The sequence below is a fragment of the Ruegeria sp. HKCCA5426 genome, from assembly GCF_013034585.1.
In the GTDB taxonomy this organism is placed as follows: domain Bacteria; phylum Pseudomonadota; class Alphaproteobacteria; order Rhodobacterales; family Rhodobacteraceae; genus Ruegeria.
On the sequence record NZ_WQGH01000001.1, the window covers coordinates 508,007 to 526,537 of the forward strand.

The 18,531-nt window shown below is 57.1% G+C and carries 19 protein-coding genes; 12 read left to right on the top strand and 7 right to left on the bottom strand.

Annotated elements, in window-relative coordinates; all coding sequences use genetic code 11:
* Positions 1 to 7: 7 nt before the first annotated feature.
* Positions 8 to 1,567 carry a glutamine-hydrolyzing GMP synthase gene (gene guaA, locus GOV87_RS02445; protein WP_171210699.1) on the bottom strand — a complete coding sequence of 520 codons (1,560 nt, stop codon included), beginning with the start codon at positions 1,565 to 1,567 and terminating at the stop codon, positions 8 to 10.
* A gap of 91 nt (positions 1,568 to 1,658) precedes the next feature.
* On the opposite strand from guaA, the gene GOV87_RS02450 reads away from it, so the two are divergent.
* Entirely contained in the window at positions 1,659 to 2,108 is a 450-nt protein-coding gene (locus tag GOV87_RS02450; protein ID WP_171210700.1) for a GNAT family N-acetyltransferase, read from the top strand.
* 124 nt (positions 2,109 to 2,232) lie between these two features.
* The gene (locus GOV87_RS02455; RefSeq protein ID WP_171123132.1) at positions 2,233 to 3,777 is read left to right on the top strand and encodes a trimethylamine methyltransferase family protein; all 1,545 of its coding nucleotides are present in this window, start codon (positions 2,233 to 2,235) and stop codon (positions 3,775 to 3,777) included.
* A gap of 1 nt (position 3,778) precedes the next feature.
* Here GOV87_RS02455 and GOV87_RS02460 read toward each other — a convergent pair whose 3' ends face one another.
* On the bottom strand, positions 3,779 to 4,078 hold the full coding sequence (locus GOV87_RS02460) for a DUF6477 family protein (RefSeq protein ID WP_171210701.1): 300 nt from the start codon (positions 4,076 to 4,078) through the stop codon (positions 3,779 to 3,781).
* 241 nt (positions 4,079 to 4,319) lie between these two features.
* Between GOV87_RS02460 and GOV87_RS02465 the strand changes: the two genes are divergently transcribed.
* Together GOV87_RS02465 and GOV87_RS02470 are read left to right on the top strand one after the other, a co-directional pair.
* Positions 4,320 to 5,423, top strand: coding sequence for a DUF6456 domain-containing protein (locus tag GOV87_RS02465; protein WP_171210702.1), 1,104 nt, complete (start codon positions 4,320 to 4,322; stop codon positions 5,421 to 5,423).
* A gap of 56 nt (positions 5,424 to 5,479) precedes the next feature.
* The gene (locus tag GOV87_RS02470; protein WP_171123138.1) at positions 5,480 to 6,403 is read left to right on the top strand and encodes a hydrogen peroxide-inducible genes activator; all 924 of its coding nucleotides are present in this window, start codon (positions 5,480 to 5,482) and stop codon (positions 6,401 to 6,403) included.
* 42 nt (positions 6,404 to 6,445) lie between these two features.
* Here GOV87_RS02470 and GOV87_RS02475 read toward each other — a convergent pair whose 3' ends face one another.
* Positions 6,446 to 6,994 carry a peroxiredoxin gene (locus GOV87_RS02475; protein ID WP_171121267.1) on the bottom strand — a complete coding sequence of 183 codons (549 nt, stop codon included), beginning with the start codon at positions 6,992 to 6,994 and terminating at the stop codon, positions 6,446 to 6,448.
* A gap of 260 nt (positions 6,995 to 7,254) precedes the next feature.
* On the opposite strand from GOV87_RS02475, the gene lipA reads away from it, so the two are divergent.
* Both lipA and GOV87_RS02485 read left to right on the top strand, forming a co-directional pair.
* A complete protein-coding gene (gene lipA / locus GOV87_RS02480) occupies positions 7,255 to 8,205 on the top strand; it encodes a lipoyl synthase (RefSeq protein WP_171210703.1) in 951 nt (316 codons plus the stop codon).
* Positions 8,202 to 9,353, top strand: a complete 1,152-nt coding sequence (locus tag GOV87_RS02485) for an amidohydrolase (protein WP_171210704.1) — start codon at positions 8,202 to 8,204, stop codon at positions 9,351 to 9,353. The genes lipA and GOV87_RS02485 overlap by 4 nt, the downstream gene beginning before the upstream one ends.
* On the opposite strand, the gene GOV87_RS02490 is transcribed toward GOV87_RS02485, so the two are convergent.
* Positions 9,350 to 9,721 carry a hypothetical protein gene (locus GOV87_RS02490; RefSeq protein ID WP_171210705.1) on the bottom strand — a complete coding sequence of 124 codons (372 nt, stop codon included), beginning with the start codon at positions 9,719 to 9,721 and terminating at the stop codon, positions 9,350 to 9,352. The two genes, GOV87_RS02485 and GOV87_RS02490, sit on opposite strands and share 4 nt — an antisense overlap.
* Before the next feature lie 108 nt (positions 9,722 to 9,829).
* Positions 9,830 to 10,372: a hypoxanthine phosphoribosyltransferase gene (gene hpt / locus GOV87_RS02495; protein WP_171210706.1), complete on the bottom strand. Its 543-nt coding sequence runs from the start codon at positions 10,370 to 10,372 to the stop codon at positions 9,830 to 9,832.
* A 73-nt stretch (positions 10,373 to 10,445) separates the two neighbouring features.
* Between hpt and GOV87_RS02500 the strand changes: the two genes are divergently transcribed.
* Together GOV87_RS02500 and GOV87_RS02505 are read left to right on the top strand one after the other, a co-directional pair.
* Complete coding sequence (locus tag GOV87_RS02500; protein ID WP_171123150.1) at positions 10,446 to 10,892, top strand: type II toxin-antitoxin system RatA family toxin; 447 nt, start codon at positions 10,446 to 10,448, stop codon at positions 10,890 to 10,892.
* 38 nt (positions 10,893 to 10,930) lie between these two features.
* Complete coding sequence (locus GOV87_RS02505) at positions 10,931 to 12,226, top strand: MmgE/PrpD family protein (protein WP_171210707.1); 1,296 nt, start codon at positions 10,931 to 10,933, stop codon at positions 12,224 to 12,226.
* Here GOV87_RS02505 and pyrC read toward each other — a convergent pair.
* Positions 12,223 to 13,260, bottom strand: coding sequence for a dihydroorotase (gene pyrC / locus GOV87_RS02510; protein ID WP_171210708.1), 1,038 nt, complete (start codon positions 13,258 to 13,260; stop codon positions 12,223 to 12,225). The two genes, GOV87_RS02505 and pyrC, sit on opposite strands and share 4 nt — an antisense overlap.
* Before the next feature lie 153 nt (positions 13,261 to 13,413).
* Here pyrC and GOV87_RS02515 point away from each other — a divergent pair, with 153 nt between their 5' ends.
* Together GOV87_RS02515 and GOV87_RS02520 are read left to right on the top strand one after the other, a co-directional pair.
* Positions 13,414 to 14,322 carry a MoxR family ATPase gene (locus GOV87_RS02515; protein ID WP_171210709.1) on the top strand — a complete coding sequence of 303 codons (909 nt, stop codon included), beginning with the start codon at positions 13,414 to 13,416 and terminating at the stop codon, positions 14,320 to 14,322.
* Positions 14,323 to 14,380: 58 nt separating this feature from the next.
* Positions 14,381 to 15,637: a VWA domain-containing protein gene (locus tag GOV87_RS02520; RefSeq protein ID WP_171210710.1), complete on the top strand. Its 1,257-nt coding sequence runs from the start codon at positions 14,381 to 14,383 to the stop codon at positions 15,635 to 15,637.
* Between the two features lie 3 nt (positions 15,638 to 15,640).
* Here the strand turns inward: GOV87_RS02520 and GOV87_RS02525 are convergent, their stop codons facing one another.
* Positions 15,641 to 16,141 carry a hypothetical protein gene (locus GOV87_RS02525; protein WP_171121277.1) on the bottom strand — a complete coding sequence of 167 codons (501 nt, stop codon included), beginning with the start codon at positions 16,139 to 16,141 and terminating at the stop codon, positions 15,641 to 15,643.
* Between the two features lie 247 nt (positions 16,142 to 16,388).
* Between GOV87_RS02525 and GOV87_RS02530 the strand changes: the two genes are divergently transcribed.
* Together GOV87_RS02530 and GOV87_RS02535 are read left to right on the top strand one after the other, a co-directional pair.
* Complete coding sequence (locus GOV87_RS02530; RefSeq protein WP_171210711.1) at positions 16,389 to 17,357, top strand: XdhC family protein; 969 nt, start codon at positions 16,389 to 16,391, stop codon at positions 17,355 to 17,357.
* Complete coding sequence (locus GOV87_RS02535; protein WP_171210712.1) at positions 17,354 to 18,358, top strand: molybdopterin-binding protein; 1,005 nt, start codon at positions 17,354 to 17,356, stop codon at positions 18,356 to 18,358. Before GOV87_RS02530 ends, GOV87_RS02535 begins: the two co-directional genes overlap by 4 nt.
* Positions 18,359 to 18,531: the final 173 nt, after the last annotated feature.

An 18,531-nucleotide genomic window follows, 5' to 3' on the forward strand; every position in this document is an offset into this window, starting at 1 on the left:
TTTTGTTTCATTCCCACTCAATCGTTCCGGGTGGTTTTGAGGTGATGTCATATGTGCACCGATTGATGCCTTTGACCTCGTTAATAATCCGCGTGGCGGTTTCACCAAGGAATTCGTGGGTGAAGGGGTAATAATCGGCGGTCATGCCGTCCACCGACGTCACTGCCCGAAGCGCGCAGGCATAATCATATGTGCGTCCGTCCCCCATCACGCCCACGGTGCGCACCGGCAGGATGGCCACGAAAGCCTGCCAGATCTCATCATAAAGGCCGTGCTTGCGAATCTGGTCGATATAGACGGCATCCGCCTCGCGCAGGATGTCCAGTTTCTCGCGGGTGATTTCACCGGGGCAACGGATCGCCAGACCAGGGCCGGGGAAGGGGTGTCGGCCGATGAAGCTGGCCGGGAGACCCAGTTCGCGGCCCAAAGCGCGGACCTCGTCCTTGAACAGTTCGCGCAGGGGTTCGACCAGTTTCAGGCCCATTTTCTCAGGCAGGCCGCCGACATTGTGGTGCGACTTGATCGTGACCGATGGGCCGCCGGAAAAGGACACCGATTCAATGACATCGGGGTAGAGCGTGCCCTGCGCCAGGAACTCGGCCCCGTCGATGGTGTCGGCATGTTTCTGGAACACGTCGATAAACAGCTTGCCGATGATCTTGCGCTTAGTCTCGGGGTCGGACTGGCCTTCGAGTTCGCCAAGGAACAACTCGCTTTCGTCAGCGTGGATCAGTTGGATGTTGTAGTTGTCGCGGAACATGCCGACGACTTCCTGGGCCTCGTTCTTGCGCAGCAGGCCGTGATCGACGAACACACAGGTCAACTGATCTCCGATCGCCTCATGGATCAGGATCGCCGCGACCGAGCTGTCGACGCCGCCAGACAACCCGCAGATGACCTTCTTGTCGCCCACCTGCTCGCGTATTCTGCGGATCATCTCATCACGATAGGCACCCATGGTCCAGTCACCCTTGAACCCGGCCAGTTTGACGAAATTCTCGTACAGTTTCGCGCCTTTGGGGGTGTGGTGCACCTCGGGGTGGAACTGAACGGCATAGAAGTGGCGTGTGCTGTCGGCAGTGATCGCAAAAGGCGCGTTGGGCGAGGTGCCGAACACCTCAAAACCCGGTGCGATTTCGCTGACGTGATCACCGTGGCTCATCCAGACCTGCTCGTCACCCTCGGAAAACCAGCCATCTAGAATGTCCAATTTGCCCTTGGGTGTGACAAAAGCACGACCGAATTCGGCAGTGCCGTGGCCGCTTTCGACCTTGCCACCCAATTGGTGCATCATCACCTGCTGGCCATAGCAGATGCCCAAAATCGGCACGCCATAGTCGAAAATCTCTTGCGGGGCGCGCGGTGAACCCTCGCGCGTTACGCTGTCGGGGCCGCCCGAGAAAATCACAGCCTTTGGCGCCATCTTGCGCACAAAGTCCATCGTGACATTCTGATAGGGGTGGATTTCGCAATAGACGTTCAGCTCACGAAGGCGTCGCGCAATAAGCTGCGTTACCTGGCTGCCGAAGTCGATGATCAGAAGGCGGTCATGGGTGTCCTGGGTCATGGTTGGCTATTAGGTCGCAAGCCTTGCATGTGCAAGCGCAATGACATCATTTGTGCAATTGTGCCTCAGGATAACGCCAATAGGATCTTACATGTCAGAGATCACGTTGCGAAAAGCCACTCTTGCTGATGTAGGCAAGGTCACGAATTGTCTCGCCGCCGCTTATGCACCCGCATTGCGCGATATTCCGGATCTGCCGGATGTAACAGGGGGTGTGGCCGATGACATCCGGTCCCATGGCGGGGTTGTGGCCGAGATGAATGCTGAAATCGTTGGATACATCGTTTTTGGGCAAGTGGACGATGCAGTGATGATATTCAATCTTGCGGTGGCACCCAACGCACAAGGCCGAGGGATCGCGGGACGATTGCTGGACCAAGCCGAAAGCGTTGCGCGCGACAGGGGAATATCGCGCCTCACGCTGCGGACTCACCGTTTGATGCATTCCACGGTGTCCATGTACCAACATCTGGGTTGGAACGTGGAAAAACAAAGCGAAAACAGATTACTATTGAGTAAGCCCATATCAAAGTCACCCTAATCAGCTAACTGGTGCGCTCAACGGAAATGTCGCTTTTTAACCTGTATCGCCGTAATTTATATGCTTTGCCCCTGTCAGCTCCTGTAACAGAATTCTCAAACCAACCAACACACGGGATCTTCACATGGCTGAGGCAAACACCCGGCGCAGGGCGAGAGGTGGCGGTGGCGCTGCCCGCCGCGCCGAGCGCACCGCGGTACGAATCGAAACGGCAAAATACATCGAACGCAATATTCCGAACTTCGAAGTTCTGAACGAAGAAGCGTTGCAGATCATCGAAACCAACGCCGAAACCATTCTGGCCGAGGTCGGTGTCAACTTTGTCGACAACCCCGCCGCACTGGAGCGTTGGAAGGATGCGGGTGCAGATGTGGATGGCGAGCGCGTCCGCATCCCCCGAGGTCTTGCGCGCGAGCTGATCAAGACCGCCCCCAGCGAGTTCACCCAGCACGCCCGCAACCCCGAGAAATCGGTGGTCATCGGTGGCCGCAATCTGGTTCTGGCCCCGGTCTATGGCCCGCCCTTCGTGCGTGATGCGCAGGGTGGCCGTCGCTATGCGACCATGGACGATTTCAACAAGTTCGTGAAGCTGGCTTATATGTCCAAGTGGCTGCATCACTCGGGCGGGACAGTTTGCGAACCCACGGACATTCCGGTGAACAAGCGTCACCTCGACATGCTGATGGCGCATATGACCCTGTCGGATAAGCCTTTCATGGGTTCGGTAACCGATCCCAGCCGTGCGCAGGATTCGGTTGAGATGTGCGAGATCCTGTTCGGCAAGGAATTCGTGCAGGAAAACACGGTCATGACGTCGCTGACCAACATCAACTCGCCGATGACCTTCGATGATGTGATGATGGGCTCTTTGGAAGTCTACGCGGCCAACAATCAGGCCTGCATCATTTCGCCCTTTATTGTGGGTGGCGCGATGGCTCCGGTCTCGGTTGCTGGAACGCTGACGCAGGTTCTGGCCGAAGTTCTGGCTGGTGTAGCCTATAGCCAGATCATCCGTCCGGGTGCGCCTGCAATCTTTGGTGCGTTCGTGTCGTCGATCGACATGAACTCGGGTGCGCCGACCTTTGGGACACCCGAGGCGTCTATGGTCACCTACGGCGCGGGCCAGCTGGCACGTCGTCTGGGGCTGCCGTTCCGATCGGCGGGTTCGTTCTGCGGCTCAAAACTGCCGGACGCACAGGCCGCGTATGAAACCGCGAACTCGTTGAATATGGGTCTGATGGCCGGTGTGAACTTCATGCTGCATTCTTGCGGCTGGCTGGAGGGCGGTCTGGTGGCCGACTTTGAAAAGTTCGTCATGGATGCCGACCAATTGGGCGTTCTGCACGGTATCGCCAAAGGCGTGGCCTATGATGAAAACGCGCAGGCCATGGATGCTATCCGCGAAGTCGGCCCCGGAGGACACTATCTGGGATGCGCTCATACGCAGGCCAACTTCAAAGAGGCGTTCTGGAAGTCCGATCTGCTGGATTACAAGCCGTTCGAAACCTGGGAAGACGAGGGCGGTCGTGACACGCGTCAACTGGCGACGTCGCGGGTCGAACACTTGCTGGCCAACTATCAGCAACCGCAGCTCGACCCAGGCGTCCATGCCGCTCTGAACGAGTACATTGAAAAGAAAAAGGCATCCATGCCGGACGCCTTTACCTAAGTCAGTGATATTGAGGGGCGCGACTGGCTTTGAACAGTTGCGCCTCTCCCAGTAGCGCGATCAGAATATCCAGATGCCGAACCAGAGAATAGGCAGCGTCTTCGGCCATTCTTTGCGCGTTGGCTTCTTTCTCCATCTCTATCAAGCGAACGAGGGCCGCCCCGTTTCCGGGCAATGAGCCATATCCCAAAATTCGCTGTAGATGACGATCCCGATCATAGTCTTGCGCGCCGTGCTTTGCAGCGCGGGCCAACAGGCGCGGGCGGCGTAGGGACGAGATCATTGTCATCAGGTCTTGCATTTCAAAGTTCCATTGCAGTGTGGCAGTTGCCCTGAGTGTCACACAACCTAAGCGGGTGTTGCCTCAACCACGGTCTGGCCGAACTCTGACTTCATGAGTGTTTATGTTTTTAAAACAAATCTGGTTCTTGTCCTCGCTAGTTAACGAACGAGTAACGAAAGCGACTCTAGTTAGAATTGGTTAACAAATTCACCGGGGGCGATAGAGAACAGAATTGAATTGTCTACGAGGGCAACTAACTATGGAAAATAACATGGCTTTCACCATTCCGGCTTGGGTTCCCGAAGGGGCGCAGCGGTATCTTGCGCATACCGAAACCGGACAGTCGATCCGCGACATTGCGCGGTCAGCAGGGTGCCATGCGTCAACCATACTCAGGCAGATACGACGTATCGAGTCGCGTCGGGACGATCCATTGGTGGATGCCGCGCTGCAATCTTTGGCTGCTGAACATTTTTCGGAAAACACAGCCAAAGATGAACCATTGTCTGGCATTCGGGGCGATGACATCGCCGCAGCCGAAGAAGAATTTGAGCGTGAGGCACTAAGAGTTCTGCGACGGCTTTGCGAGACCGGGTCAGTCTTAGCCGTCGCCGAAGATATGGACAAAGCCGTGGTCGTTCGTGGCACGGGCGATCAGGGAAGCACACGAACGGCTGTCGTCGATTGCAGGGTTGCTCAGGCGCTTGCCCTAAAGGACTGGATCGTCTGTGACAATCCGGGCCGTATCTCACGGTACCGTATCTCTTCTGCCGGACGAACCGCGCTGGGTCAGTTGATGGCCGAGGTGGAAAACCGGGCGCGGACACGCAATGAACTCGGGATGTCCGAAGCGCAAACTCCGTTCCAGCCAATGACCGCAAAGGCTCAGGCACGGGGGGCGGGGGATCGACCCCGTAGAATTCGTTACAGCGCCGCGGAAAGCCCATTGATCGGGCTAGCGCGCCGACGTGATCGGGACGGAAAGCCGTTTTTGGACGAAACGCTGGTCAGCGCCGGAGAACGCCTGCGGGAAGATTTTGAGTTGGCGCAGGTCGGGCCAAAGCTCGCGCAAAACTGGGATCACTTCCTGACCGCCGGAGGGCGCGGCAGCTTTGGGAACCATAGCGGTGATGGTTGCGGGTCATCGGATGCCCGTAATCGGGTTGAGAGTGCCCTTTCCGATCTTGGCCCCGGCCTAAGTGACGTTGCATTGCTTTGTTGTTGTTATCTCGAAGGGTTGGAATTGGCTGAAAAGCGGATGGGGTGGTCTGCTCGGTCCGGAAAAATCGTACTGCGGATCGCCCTTCAAAGGCTCAAACGACACTATGAGGAAAAGGCTGAACAAAACCGACTTATAGGGTGATCGGACCAGCGATAGTTCTGCCTTGCGGGTCTGGCGCGATATGATAATCAAAGGTTATGAATTTTACCCTTAGGCAATTGCAGTATTTTAACGCCGTGGCCGAGCAGCGGAATTTTGGCAGGGCTGCGCAGGTTTGCCATGTTTCGCAACCCGCTTTGTCCGTTCAGATCAAGGCGTTGGAAGAGACACTTGGCGGAACGCTGTTTGAACGGCAAGCCCGCGATATTCTGCTGACCCCGTTGGGACGGGATGTGCTGGATCATGCACGGCAGGTTCTGGGGGCTGCGGATCGGCTGGATCAATTTGCAAAGGATCAGTCGGGTGGCCATAGATCGCTTTCGATTGGGATTATTCCAACAATTGCTCCGTACCTGCTGCCAGGGGTTCTTGCCGGACTTCGCGCGGCGGATGTTTCCTTGAAGGTTCAGATACGAGAGGCGAGAACAGAGAGACTGCTGTCGATGCTTCGTGCGGGTGAGGTTGATGCCGGATTGTTGGCACTGCCGGCTGGAGGCTCCGAGTTGTTTGAGCTTCCGTTATTCGAAGACCGCTTTCTGTTGGCGGGCAGCGCCGGGCGGCTACAGTCTATGCCGCAACACCCTGAGGCGCTGCATCCATTGGATCTGCAGGCGACACAACTCATGCTGCTGGATGACGGTCATTGCCTAACGGATCAGGCGTTGGAGGTGTGTGGACAGGATCGAAGCAGTGGGTTGATCAACATGGGTGCGTCTTCGCTGGCCACCTTGTCCCGGCTAGTCGCCGAAGGGTTTGGCCTGACGCTGATGCCCGAACTAGCCGCCCGCGCTGAGACTGAGGCCGTTCCCGGCCTAAAGCTGCAGCGTTTCGGTGCGCCCCAACCATTCCGAACAATCGGTCTGGTGCGTCGTATGTCCACCAGCGCAGAAGATTGGTTCGACAGTCTCGCGGATGTCATACGTCAGGTTGGCGAAGACATCGTTGCTGAGACGCGAAAATAGTAAGACCCGCCGGGACGGGTCTTAATCTTTGAGCTTATGCGATTAAGCGAGGGCGGGTTCTTTCGCCTCATCCAGATGCTTCATCAGGTTATCGGGCGATGACACGCCGTAAGGATCTTCGGGGCAGTTGTCCATCAAGCCTGGTTCTTCAAACCAAGCCTCGACCACGCCGTCATTGACAATGGCAGCGTAACGCCAAGACCGCATTCCGAAACCAAGGTTGTCCTTGTCGACCAACATGCCCATTTTCCGGGTGAATTCCCCGGAACCATCAGGGATGACCTTTACGTTCTTTAGGCCTTGATCCTGCGCCCATTTGTTCATGACAAAGCTGTCATTCACAGACATGCAGTAAATGGCGTCGATTCCCTTTTCCGCAAAGTCGGCAAAACCGTTTTCGAACCCCGGAAGCTGATAGGTCGAGCATGTTGGCGTAAACGCGCCCGGCAGGGAAAACAGGATGACCCGCTTGCCCGAGAAAAAGTCCGCTGTGGTTTTGTCTTCCCAGCGATATGGATTTGGCCCTTCGACGGCCTCATCGCGAACGCGGGTGTGGAAGGTGACAGCAGGTAATTTTGTGCCGGTTTTCATCAACAAGCTCCTGTGATTCATGATGATTTGGCACGTATTTAAAATAGTTCTAAATTGGCTTCAACGTCAGAATTGCTGCAACCGCGAATTACCAGAGGTTATTGAAAGAACGTCCATAATTTGCCCAGGATTGTTCATATGTTCTGCGTTTCCGAAAAGCAGATACTATGTTGCATGTCAGGTATGTGTCGGTGGCATGGTACAGTTTGACGTACTATGTTAGAGCAAAGCAAATTGACCCAAAGTCAGGAAAGCCAGCCGTGCGTGATCTGAAGATCCCCGAACAACGTCACCCTGAAAAGGCGCATCGCCCGGACAACGCGCAGCCCAAAAAGCCCAGTTGGATTCGCGTCAAAGCACCGGGCGGCAAGGGCTATGCCGATACCCGCAAGATTATGCGGGACAACAACCTTGTCACCGTCTGCGAAGAAGCCGGATGCCCGAACGTCGGCGAATGCTGGAGCCAGGGCCACGCCACCATGATGATCATGGGCGAAATTTGCACGCGCGGCTGCACCTTCTGCAATATCGCGACCGGACGGCCTGACGATCTGGATGTTTTCGAACCCGGACGTGTTGCCCATGCAGTCGAGAAACTGGGTCTGAACCATGTCGTCATCACCTCGGTCGATCGTGATGATCTTACGGATGGCGGGGCGGATCACTTTGCGCAGACCATTCGCGCCATTCGCCATCGGTCCCCCAAGACGACCATCGAAATTCTGACGCCCGACTTTCTGAAATGTGAGCCCGAGGTTTTGGAAGTCGTGGTCGAAGCCAAGCCGGACGTGTTTAACCATAACCTTGAAACCGTACCGGGGCTTTATCCCGAGGTTCGGCCCGGCGCGCGGTATTTCCATTCTTTGCGCCTTTTGCAGCGTGTGAAAGAGCTTGACCCGTCTATCTTTACCAAGTCCGGCATCATGGTTGGTCTGGGTGAAAAGGAACAAGAGGTGCGGCAGGTCATGGACGACATGCGCGCGGCGGACATCGACTTTTTGACGATCGGCCAATACTTGCAACCCACGCCGAAGCACCACGGCGTCGACAGGTTCGTAACACCGGAAGAGTTCTCATCGTATGAGAAAGCGGCTTATGGCAAAGGGTTCCTGATGGTGTCGGCAACGCCGCTGACCCGCTCGTCCTACCACGCTGGCGATGACTTTGCGCGCCTGCGGGATGCGCGTCAAAAAATGCTGGAGCAAGGGTGACCCCGGACGCCCTTGAACGGCTCACGGTCTTACGCCGCGATCTTCACAGCTACCCCGAACTATCCGGGCAGGAGCGAGAGACTTCGGCGCGCGTGGTCGGTTTGTTGTCCGATCTTGGTGCGGACCGTATCTTGCAAGGGTTGGGCGGCTATGGAGTCGCTGCAGTCTTTGAGGGCAACAGGCCCGGCCCGACGGTCGCCATCCGCTGCGAGTTGGACGGCTTGCCAATTCAAGAGATCAGCAATGCGGAATACGCGTCGCAGAACGCTGGTAATGGCCATTTGTGTGGGCATGACGGCCATATGGTCATGGTGCTGGGTGTCGCTGAGGCGCTAAAGCGGTGTAGACCCTCCAAAGGGCGCGTCGTTCTGATTTTTCAGCCCGCCGAAGAAACCGGCAAAGGCGCTGCGGCGTTCCGAAATTCAACTGGTTTTTCGAACATAGCCCCAGATTATGTGTTTTCTCTTCACAACTTGCCGGGATTGGACCTTGGTTCGGTCGAACTGTGCGAAGGGCCCGCAAATTGTGCCTCTCGCGGAATGAAGGTGACACTGGTCGGGAAAACCTCACATGCCGCGGCACCGCAAGATGGGGTGTCTCCGGCATTTGCGTTGTCTGAGCTAGTCCCGAAATTGGCCAACCTAAGCCGCGGTGACGATCTGGACGAGGATTTTGCGCTGGTGACGGTCACTCATGCGAATTTGGGCGAGCGGACATTCGGCGTTGCACCTGGACAAGCAGAGCTATGGGTGACCTTGCGCACTGTGACGGATGCCAGAATGCATCAGATGATTGCGGACGCCGAAGCGTTGGTGCAGGACGCCGCGGCGTCTGATGGGTTGGCGTGCCAGATCACTTACGACGATGTGTTTGAAGCCTGCGTCAACCATCCTGAGGCGGTCGAATATCTGCAGACTGCATGCAAGACGTACGGCGTGCCTTGCAAGCTTGTCCAAAGCCCACAGAAATTCTCGGAGGACTTCGGCCAGTTTTCCAAAGGTGCAAAGACGGCCATGTTCTGGTTGGGTGCAGGTCGGACGCACCCGCAATTGCACAACCCGGATTATGATTTTCCGGATGACTTGATACCTGTAGGAACCGGCGTGTTCCTAAGCGCCATAGACGCAGTGCTGGAAGGGGTGTTCTAGTATCGGCCCGCCAAGTTGGCCAAATCGCTAACAATTCCAACGGCTTCTATTACAGTTTTCGTGTCGTCCGAGATGGAAAGAATTTCGTCGTCGACCCGAATGTAGCGTTGACCGGGACCCAGCGGCTTCAGCTTCCAGTTATCGAGGTCGTCAATGTAGTCAAAGTTCAGATCATTCGGCAATTTCTGGCCGCGCGTATATCGTTTGATTTGTCCGGGCGGAACAGCCTTGCCGTTTGAGTTTATAACTTTCTCAGCTTTGTTTTTGTTAGCTCCGTGCCCTTTGCCCTTATTGTCCTTTGCGGACGATGCACCGGCAAACGCTACAATCGCCATAACTACACCAACGGTCGCAACAAGTCGCTTCATCAAATTCCTCCCACTTTCATGGAAAGAGTAAGGGTATTTCGCGGTCCTTGTCTATTTGTATTCGAAAGTTTGAATTCAATTGGCTACGCAGACACGTGTTTTGTCATCTTAGCCGTCCACAAAACGCACCTTGCCGATGAAGGGCAGGTTGCGATTGCGTTGGGCGTAGTCGATGCCATAGCCGACGACAAATTCGTCCGGTATTTCAAACCCGATCCAGTCCGAGCGAAAGTCAACCTCACGCCGACTGGGTTTGTCGAGCAGGGCAATAGACTTGAGGCGGCTGGGCTTCCGACTGTTCAACAGCTTGGTCACATGATTCAACGTATGGCCTGTGTCGACGATGTCTTCGACGACCAGCACGTCACGCCCTTCAATTGCGCCACGCAAGTCTTTGAGAATACGAACTTCACGACTGCTTTCCATTGAGTCTCCGTAGGATGACGCCTCGAGGAAGTCCACCTCGATCGGCAGGTCGAGTTCGCGCACAAGATCGGCGATGAAGACAAAACTGCCACGCAGCAGGCCGACCACGACCAGCTTGTCGGTATTCCCGAATTCCTGTGAGATCTCGCGGCAAAGCTCTTCGATCCGGGCGGCGATCGCCTTGGCCGAGATCATCTCATCTATCACATATGCGCGGTCAGTCATCACTGCCCCCTTGATCTTTGGCGCGCAACATACGACATGACGCGCCATTGTCACCTGCAAATAGCGGACCGCCATGCCAACCCATTCCGAGACACGTCACCTGCCTTATACAGCCCAGCAGATGTATGACCTTGTCGCAGATGTGGCCAAGTATCCGCAGTTTCTACCGTGGTGCGCGGCAGCCCGGATCAGACGCACCTATGCGGCGGGCGAGGCGCAGGTGCTTGAGGCCGATCTTGTGATCTCGTTCAAAGTGTTCCGCGAACGGTTCGGCAGCCGTGTGACATTGCACGCCGAGGCTCGGCGGATCGACACCGAGTATCTGGACGGGCCATTCAAATACATGAAATCCGATTGGCAGTTCGCGGATGCGCCCGAGGGGGGATGCAACATCTCATTCCACGTGGATTTTGAGTTCAAGAACGCAATCTTACAGGGCATCATCGGAGTCGTCTTTAACGAGGCCATGCACCGGATTGTTCAGGCGTTCGAGAGCCGGGCTTCCGATTTATACGGCTAAGCCTTTACCAGGAATGGGCGCACGCTAGACTGCGCCTCATGACCGATTTCACTTCAGCTTTGGCCGAGTTTGCATCCGGCCCAATTTCGACTTCGTCCCAGACCCGTATTGTGACGTCCCTTTCGGTACTCGACTGGATGGCCGTTGGTCGTGCGGGCGCCAACGAACCCGTTTCTATGACGGTGCGCGATCTTGTTTTGGGCGAAGGCGGCACAGGGCAGGCGCTTCTATTTGGTGGCGGCCGCGCACCTTTGCGAGGGGCCGCGTTGGTTAATGGGACAGTTTCTCATGCTCTGGATTACGACGATACGCATTTCGCTCATATCGGGCACCCGTCGGTCGCGGTGCTGCCAGCAGCGTTGGCGCTATGTGAATGGGATGATCGGATACTTGTAGATTTTCTCGAGGCCGCTTTGGTCGGGATGGAGCTGTCCATCCGGATGGGGCTGTGGCTAGGGCGGGACCATTATCAGGCCGGGTTCCACCAAACCGCGACGTCCGGAGCGTTTGGAGCGGCGGCTGCAGCGGGCCGGGTGCTTGGCTTCGATGTGGGGCAGATGCGCAAGGCTCTGGGTCTGACGGCCACCCGGGCGGCTGGTTTGAAAGCTCAGTTTGGAACGATGGGCAAACCCTATAATGCGGGGCTTGCAGCATCAGCGGGCGTCGAAGCCGCGTTGTTGGTCGCCAAGGGGTTTGAGCCTAGTTCCGATGCGTTGGAAGGTCCTTTTGGTTTCGGTGCAACGCATCAGGGTCAATCCGAGGCAGAAGCAGCATTGAACGGGCTAGGGGAGGATTGGTTGTTCGAGTCGGTCAGCCACAAATTTCATGCCTGTTGTCATGGCCTGCACGCGGCGCTTGAGGCCGCCTTGGAACTCGACATAGCAGAACCGGAAGTGGCCGAAATCAAGATCAGGACCCACCCACGCTGGATGAGCGTGTGCAATCAGATGTCGCCCACAACGGGGTTGGGGGCCAAGTTTTCCTATCGGACAGTGATTGCGATGCAGGCGCTGGGTTATGACGCGGCGCTGCCAGCCAGCTATTGCGAAAAAACATGCGCCGATCCGCGTCTACTTTCGCTGCGCGACCGTGTGACGGTCGAGGCAGATGAGACTTTATCTGAGACTCAAGCCCACCTGACCCTGCTGCGCCGCGACGGTATCCGCAAAGAGGCGAGCCATGATCTGTTGACCCAGTTGCCTCTGTCCGAGCGCGAGGATCGGGTGCGCGGCAAGGCCACAAAGCTGATCGGAGGGGATGAAGCGGACGCGATCTGGTCGATGCTGCGCACCGGAGGCCGCGCCCGTGATCTGGCAGAGCTTCTGGCGGGTTAGACCACGCGCCAGTGCAGCGGAAATCCCGGATCGAACACCGTGACAGGCCCGTCACCGGACTCGATCTTGTCGGGATAGACGACCGGTTCGCCCTTGGTCAGCGTGATCGTGCCCTCATTCATCGGCAGGCCGTAAAATCCGGGGCCATTGAGCGACGTAAACCCTTCCAGCTTGTCCAAAGCGCCTTCACGGTCGAACATCTCGGCCACCAGCGATATGGTGTTTGTCGCGGTGAAACACCCGGCGCAGCCACAAGCCATCTCCTTGTTCGCATCCGTGTGCGGCGCGCTGTCGGTACCCAAAAAGAACCTTGCATCGCCCGAGGTCGCAGCAGCCAAAAGCGCCAGCCGGTGTTCCTCGCGCTTGGCGACGGGCAGGCAATAGTAATGCGGCTTGATGCCACCGACCAGAATGTGGTTGCGGTTGATGATCAGATGATGAGCTGTGATCGTCGCGCCCAGATCACTGTCATTGGCCTTGACGTAGTCTACACCGTTCGCGGTGGTGATATGTTCCATCACCACACGCAGGCCGGGCGTCGACTTGCGGATCGGGTCCAGAACACGGTCGATGAACACGGCCTCGCGGTCAAAGATGTCGATCTCTGCATCCGTGACTTCGCCATGCACACACATGGGCAGGCCAATCTCGGCCATCTTTTCAAGCACCGGACGTATCTTGTCGAAATTCCGCACGCCCGAGGCCGAATTGGTTGTGGCCCCCGCCGGATACAGCTTGCACGCCTTGATCAGCCCGCTGGCATGGGCAGCAGCGACGTCCTCGGCGTCTGTGTCCTCGGTCAGATACAGGGTCATCAGCGGCTCGAACGTCATCCCGTCGGGCAGGGCGGCCAGAATGCGGTCGCGATAGGCGGCGGCCTGATCACCGCGCACCACGGGCGGCACGAGGTTCGGCATGATGATCGCACGGGCAAAATGGCGCGCGGTTTCGGGCAGGACGGCTTCCAGCATCGCGCCATCGCGCAGATGCAGATGCCAGTCGTCGGGGCGGCGGATCGTCAGGGTATCGGTCATGGCCCCCGGCTAGCACAGTGCGCGCAGCCGCGAAAGGCCCCGATTTTGCACCTATCTCTTGTCAACTTGTCGGAACGTCGTAAGTCACCTGAAAGCCGATGGTCTTGACGCGCGCGTTCGGTCATGACCTGTTGTGCCGAAGGGGAGAAAACCATGACGCAGCCAAATTCTATCGACGCCGTTCAGACCATGCTGGGCGAACAGGGCTATGTCTGTGGCCGGGCCTTGGCCACGGTCGTCTTCCTGTCGCTGAAACTGGGCCGCCCGCTGTTTCTGGAAGGCGAGGCCGGGGTCGGAAAGACCGAGATCGCCAAGGCGCTGGCATCCGGGTTGAACCGCCGCCTGATCCGACTGCAATGTTATGAGGGGCTGGATGCTTCCTCTGCCGTCTATGAATGGAACTTCCCGGCGCAGATGGTAGCGATCCGTACCGCCGAGGCATCTGGTGGCGCGGACCGGGGCGCACTTCAGACCGAGCTTTTCTCGGACGACTACCTTATCGAACGCCCTTTGCTGCAGGCCATGCGTCCCGACGCAAACGGCGCACCGGTCCTGCTGATCGACGAGCTCGACCGCACGGATGAACCATTCGAGGCCTTCCTGCTCGAAGCCCTCAGCGATTTTCAGGTGACGATCCCCGAGCTGGGCACTGTGCAAGCGCCCGAGCCACCTATTGTCATCGTCACCTCAAACCGCACGCGCGAAGTGCATGATGCCCTTAAACGCCGCTGCCTCTACCACTGGGTCGACTACCCGGACTTCGAGCGTGAGATCGAAATCCTCCACGCTCGTGCCCCCGAAGCGGCCGAAGCCCTCAGCCGCGAGGTTGTGGCTTTTGTTCAACACTTGCGCACCGAAGATCTTTTCAAGAAACCGGGCGTGGCTGAAACGATTGACTGGGCCAAGTGTCTGCTGGCGCTCGATGTGATCAACCTCAGCCCTGAGGTCATCGGCGACACGCTGGGCGCGATCCTGAAATACCAGGACGACATTCAGAAACTTCAGGGGTCCGAGGCGAAACGCATTTTAGACGAAGCCAAAGCCACTCTTGAACCGGCCTGATGTTTCTTCTGTTCAAAAATACTTCGGGGGTATGGGGGCAGAGCCCCCATGATTTTTGATGGTCGAGCAACTCCCGCTGGATATCCCTGAAAATCCAAAGCTGGCGCAGAACATCACGCATTTTGCCCGGGCTCTGCGCAAAGCCGGACTGCCTATTGGCACAGGCCGTGTCGTGGACGCCATTCGTGCGGTGCAGGCGGCAGGATTCTCCGAGAAACAGGATTTCTATTGGACCCTCCATGCCTGTTTCGTGAACCGACCTGAACATCGAACTGTTTTCGCGCAAGTCTTTCGCATGTACTGGCGTGATCCGCGCTATATGGAGCACATGATGGCCATGATGCTGCCTGCCGTGCGGGGCGTCCAAGAGGATCGCAAGGCCGATGCGGGCGAAAAACGCGCGGTCGAGGCTCTATTGGACGGTGTCGAGCGTGACCTTCCTGAAACGTTTGAATCCGAGGAAGAGACCGAACTTGAAATTGACGCATCACAAACGGCGTCGTCCGAAGAACGACTGCGCAGCCTTGACTTTGAACAGATGAGCACGGCCGAGATCGCACTGGCGAAGCGCATGTTGGCGCGGATGACCCTGCCGGTAAAACCCATCGAGTCGCGGCGTGGACAGGCCAGCCATTTAGGCAACCGCATTGACCGCGCCCGAACCCTGCGCGCGGCCATGCGCCAGGGTGGAGAACTGCGGGACATCCAGCATCTCAAGCCAAAACCGCGCTGGCCCAATCTTGTCGTGCTTTGCGATATCTCTGGGTCAATGAGCCAATACAGCAGGATCATCCTGCATTTCCTTCATACGGTTTCAAATGCAAAGGGGGCGGGCTGGGCCAAGGTTCACGCGTTTACCTTCGGCACCCGACTGACCAACATCACTCGGCATTTGCAGCAACGCGATGTGGATGCAGCCCTTGCGGCGGCAGGGTCCGAAGCGCAGGATTGGGAAGGGGGAACCCGCATTGGTGATTGCCTGCACACCTTCAATCGAGACTGGTCTCGGCGTGTTATGGGGCAGGGTGCGGTCGTGTTGTTGATTTCCGACGGGCTGGACCGCGGAGAACCCGAGGCTCTGGCCAAGGAAACTGAACGCTTGCACTTGTCATCGCGCCGCCTGATTTGGCTGAACCCGTTGCTGCGCTGGGACGGGTTTGCGCCCAAGGCGCAAGGTGTTGCAGCAATGCTGCCTCATGTGGACAGCTTTCGCGCGGGACATTCCATTGCCACGCTAGAAGACCTAGCAGACGTAATTTCTAAACCCGACGATGTGGGTGAGAAAGCGCGGCTCATGTCCGCGCTTTCCGGGTGAAGTCTAACTTAGTTGTTCTTCGTTGCATTTGCGGGCCATTTCCATGGCCTTGTAGGTGCCCGTCAGATCAACGGTAAAGGCGAATTCCTTTTCGGGGAACACGACCATGACCTTTTGCTTGGCGATGTCCTCGGCAAATTGCGGGTCGTCCGACAAGACATAGCCGCCCGAGTACCCTTTGGTAATGTTGCCCTTCATGCCGGTCGCTTCGCCGATATAAAGGTTATCACCCAACAGAACGGCCACGGCCTCGGTGTCGCCGCGTTTGATATCGGTCTTGGCTTTGGTGAAAACGCCGACATATCCAACACCGCGATCTTCGGTTAGGCCCATCTGAACCACATTTTCCGAGTCATCCACCGCTTCGATCAGGCAGGATTTCTTGTCTTGGTCGATGAATACTTTCCAGCCCTCAACCTCGCCATAGCGCAGGAATGTGTCTGCAGATGCGATCGTCGATGTGAACAGACCAATGGCTATTCCCAGTGTAACAATGCGTTTCAACTCTCTGTCTCCGTTGTAAAAATGAGATCTGTTATACGCTGGATGCTGCCAGCGGTGGGCTCAAGCTACGACCAGAGAACACGACAATCAACGGTTTGAAAAATCCGCCTCGAACTGAGCCTTTTTGCGCCGAACGGGCGCGATGAACCAATGGGTTAGAAACGGTCACGAACATATTGGCCTTTAGGCTCACTTTTCATTACGGCAAACCTCCCTATGTTGGATCAGAATACGCCGGGAGGGTGCCATGGACAGATTCGACAACAGCCCGGAAACGGCTTTGCGTTGGTATGATGAGGGTAAATCTGCCGCTCTTGCAACTGTCGTTGAAACCTGGGGCAGCGCGCCGCGCCGCGTCGGAGCGCAATTGGTCATCGCCGGAGATGGCCGGATCGAAGGGTCAGTGTCAGGCGGTTGCGTCGAAGGCGCAGTCATTGTCGAGGCGCTGGAAGCGATCGACGAGAAAGAGGCGCGATTGCTGGAATTCGGTGTCAGCGACGAAGACGCCTTTGCCGTTGGGCTTGCCTGCGGCGGTACGATCCGGGTTCTGGTCGAGCCCATCGGAAGCGTGCTGCCCGAAGCCATGTTGCGTGAACTGGTCGATGCGCGGGCCGGGCGCGAGCCTGTCGTGTACGAAGTTAATGTCGAAACGGGCCACAGGGCGCTGAAACGAGATGCCTATCCGCAGCGTGTGCGCATGGACCGATCGGGTTTTGAGGAAGACGGAAAGACATTTGTGGCGGTCCATAACCCTCCGCTACGTCTGATTATCGTGGGTGCTGTTCATATTGCGCAGGCGTTGGTGCCAATGGCGCGGATTGCCGGGTACGACCCCGCGATCATCGACCCGAGGGATGCATTTGCCTCGGACTCGCGTTTTCCCGGGGAAACCATACTAACCGATTGGCCTGACGAAGCCGTCGCCAAGCTCGGGTTGGATGTGCGCACTGCCGTCGTTTTGCTGACCCATGACCCCAAGCTGGATGATCCGGCGCTTGAATCGGCGCTTCGGGCCGGGGTGTTCTATATTGGTGCCTTGGGGTCTACCCGAACGCATGCGAAACGCGTCGCCCGACTGACCGAGGCAGGCTTCACCACAGCCCAGATTGACCGTATTCATGGCCCGATCGGTTTGGATATCGGGGCCGCCGACCCGTCGGAGATTGCGGTGGCAATTCTAGCTCAGATGACCGCTGTACTAAGAGGCAAGGCGTGAAATTCGGACCCATTCCCGTAGCTGATGCAAACGGTGCGATACTTGCCCACTCGGTCAAGGTTGGTGAAAACAAACTGCGCAAGGGGATTGTTCTTGCGCCTGAACATCTTGATCAGTTGACGGCTGCGGGCCACACCTCGGTTACAGTTGCGCGACTGGAACCGGGTGACTGCCATGAAGATGATGCCGCGCAGATGTTGGCGGACTCGCTTGCGCCAGACCCGGGCGCTGTCGGGCTGCGCGTGACGTCGCCCTTCACCGGCCGTGTGAACCTGCTTGCGGATGGGCCGGGTGTCGTCGTTTTGGATGTCGACGCGCTTGAGGAATTCAATCGGGTCAATCCGATGATTACCGTGGCGACCGTGCCGCAATATCAGCAGATGAGCGAAGGGGGGATGGTCGCGACCATCAAGATTATTTCCTATGCCGTGCCGGGGGCTGATGTGCTGCATGCCTCTCGTCTTGCGAAAGCTTCCATTCGATTGGTCCAACCGACGCTGAAAACAGCGGGGCTTGTGGTGACAGATATCCCCGGCGGACCGTCCAACGAAAAGGGAATTGCGGCAATCCGCAACCGGGTCGAAACCTTGGGAATGCAGCTTACAGATGTGCGCATTGTCCCGCATAGCCCCGAGCCTTTGGCTGAGGCGATTGCAGCAATGTCCGGTGATCTGGTGATGATCTTAACCGGCTCTGCGACATCCGACGCTTATGATGTGGCACCCCAAGCGGTTCGCGCCGCCGGAGGGCAGGTGGATCGGTTTGGCATGCCTGTAGACCCCGGAAACCTGCTGTTTTTGGGGTCATTGGAATCCCGGCCGGTGATCGGTCTACCGGGATGTGCGCGCTCTCCGGCATTGAACGGGGCTGACTGGGTGTTGTCCCGCGTGGCGTGCGGGGTCGAAACTACGGGTGTCGATATTGCCGGGATGGGCGTTGGTGGCTTGCTCAAGGAAATTCCGACACGGCCACAGCCACGGTCATCGCGAAAGCGTAATTGAGTTCCGGCAATTCGCCAGACCGCAGAAAAATCGCAGTTTTTTGTTCTCAAATGAAAATCCTCGTGTTTAACTCTTGTTAAGGGAAAACACGAAATGGGAGGAATTCATGACACAGGTCTCGATGACTGTGAACGGCGTAGCTGTGAGCGGTGAGGTTGAGGGTCGGACGTTGT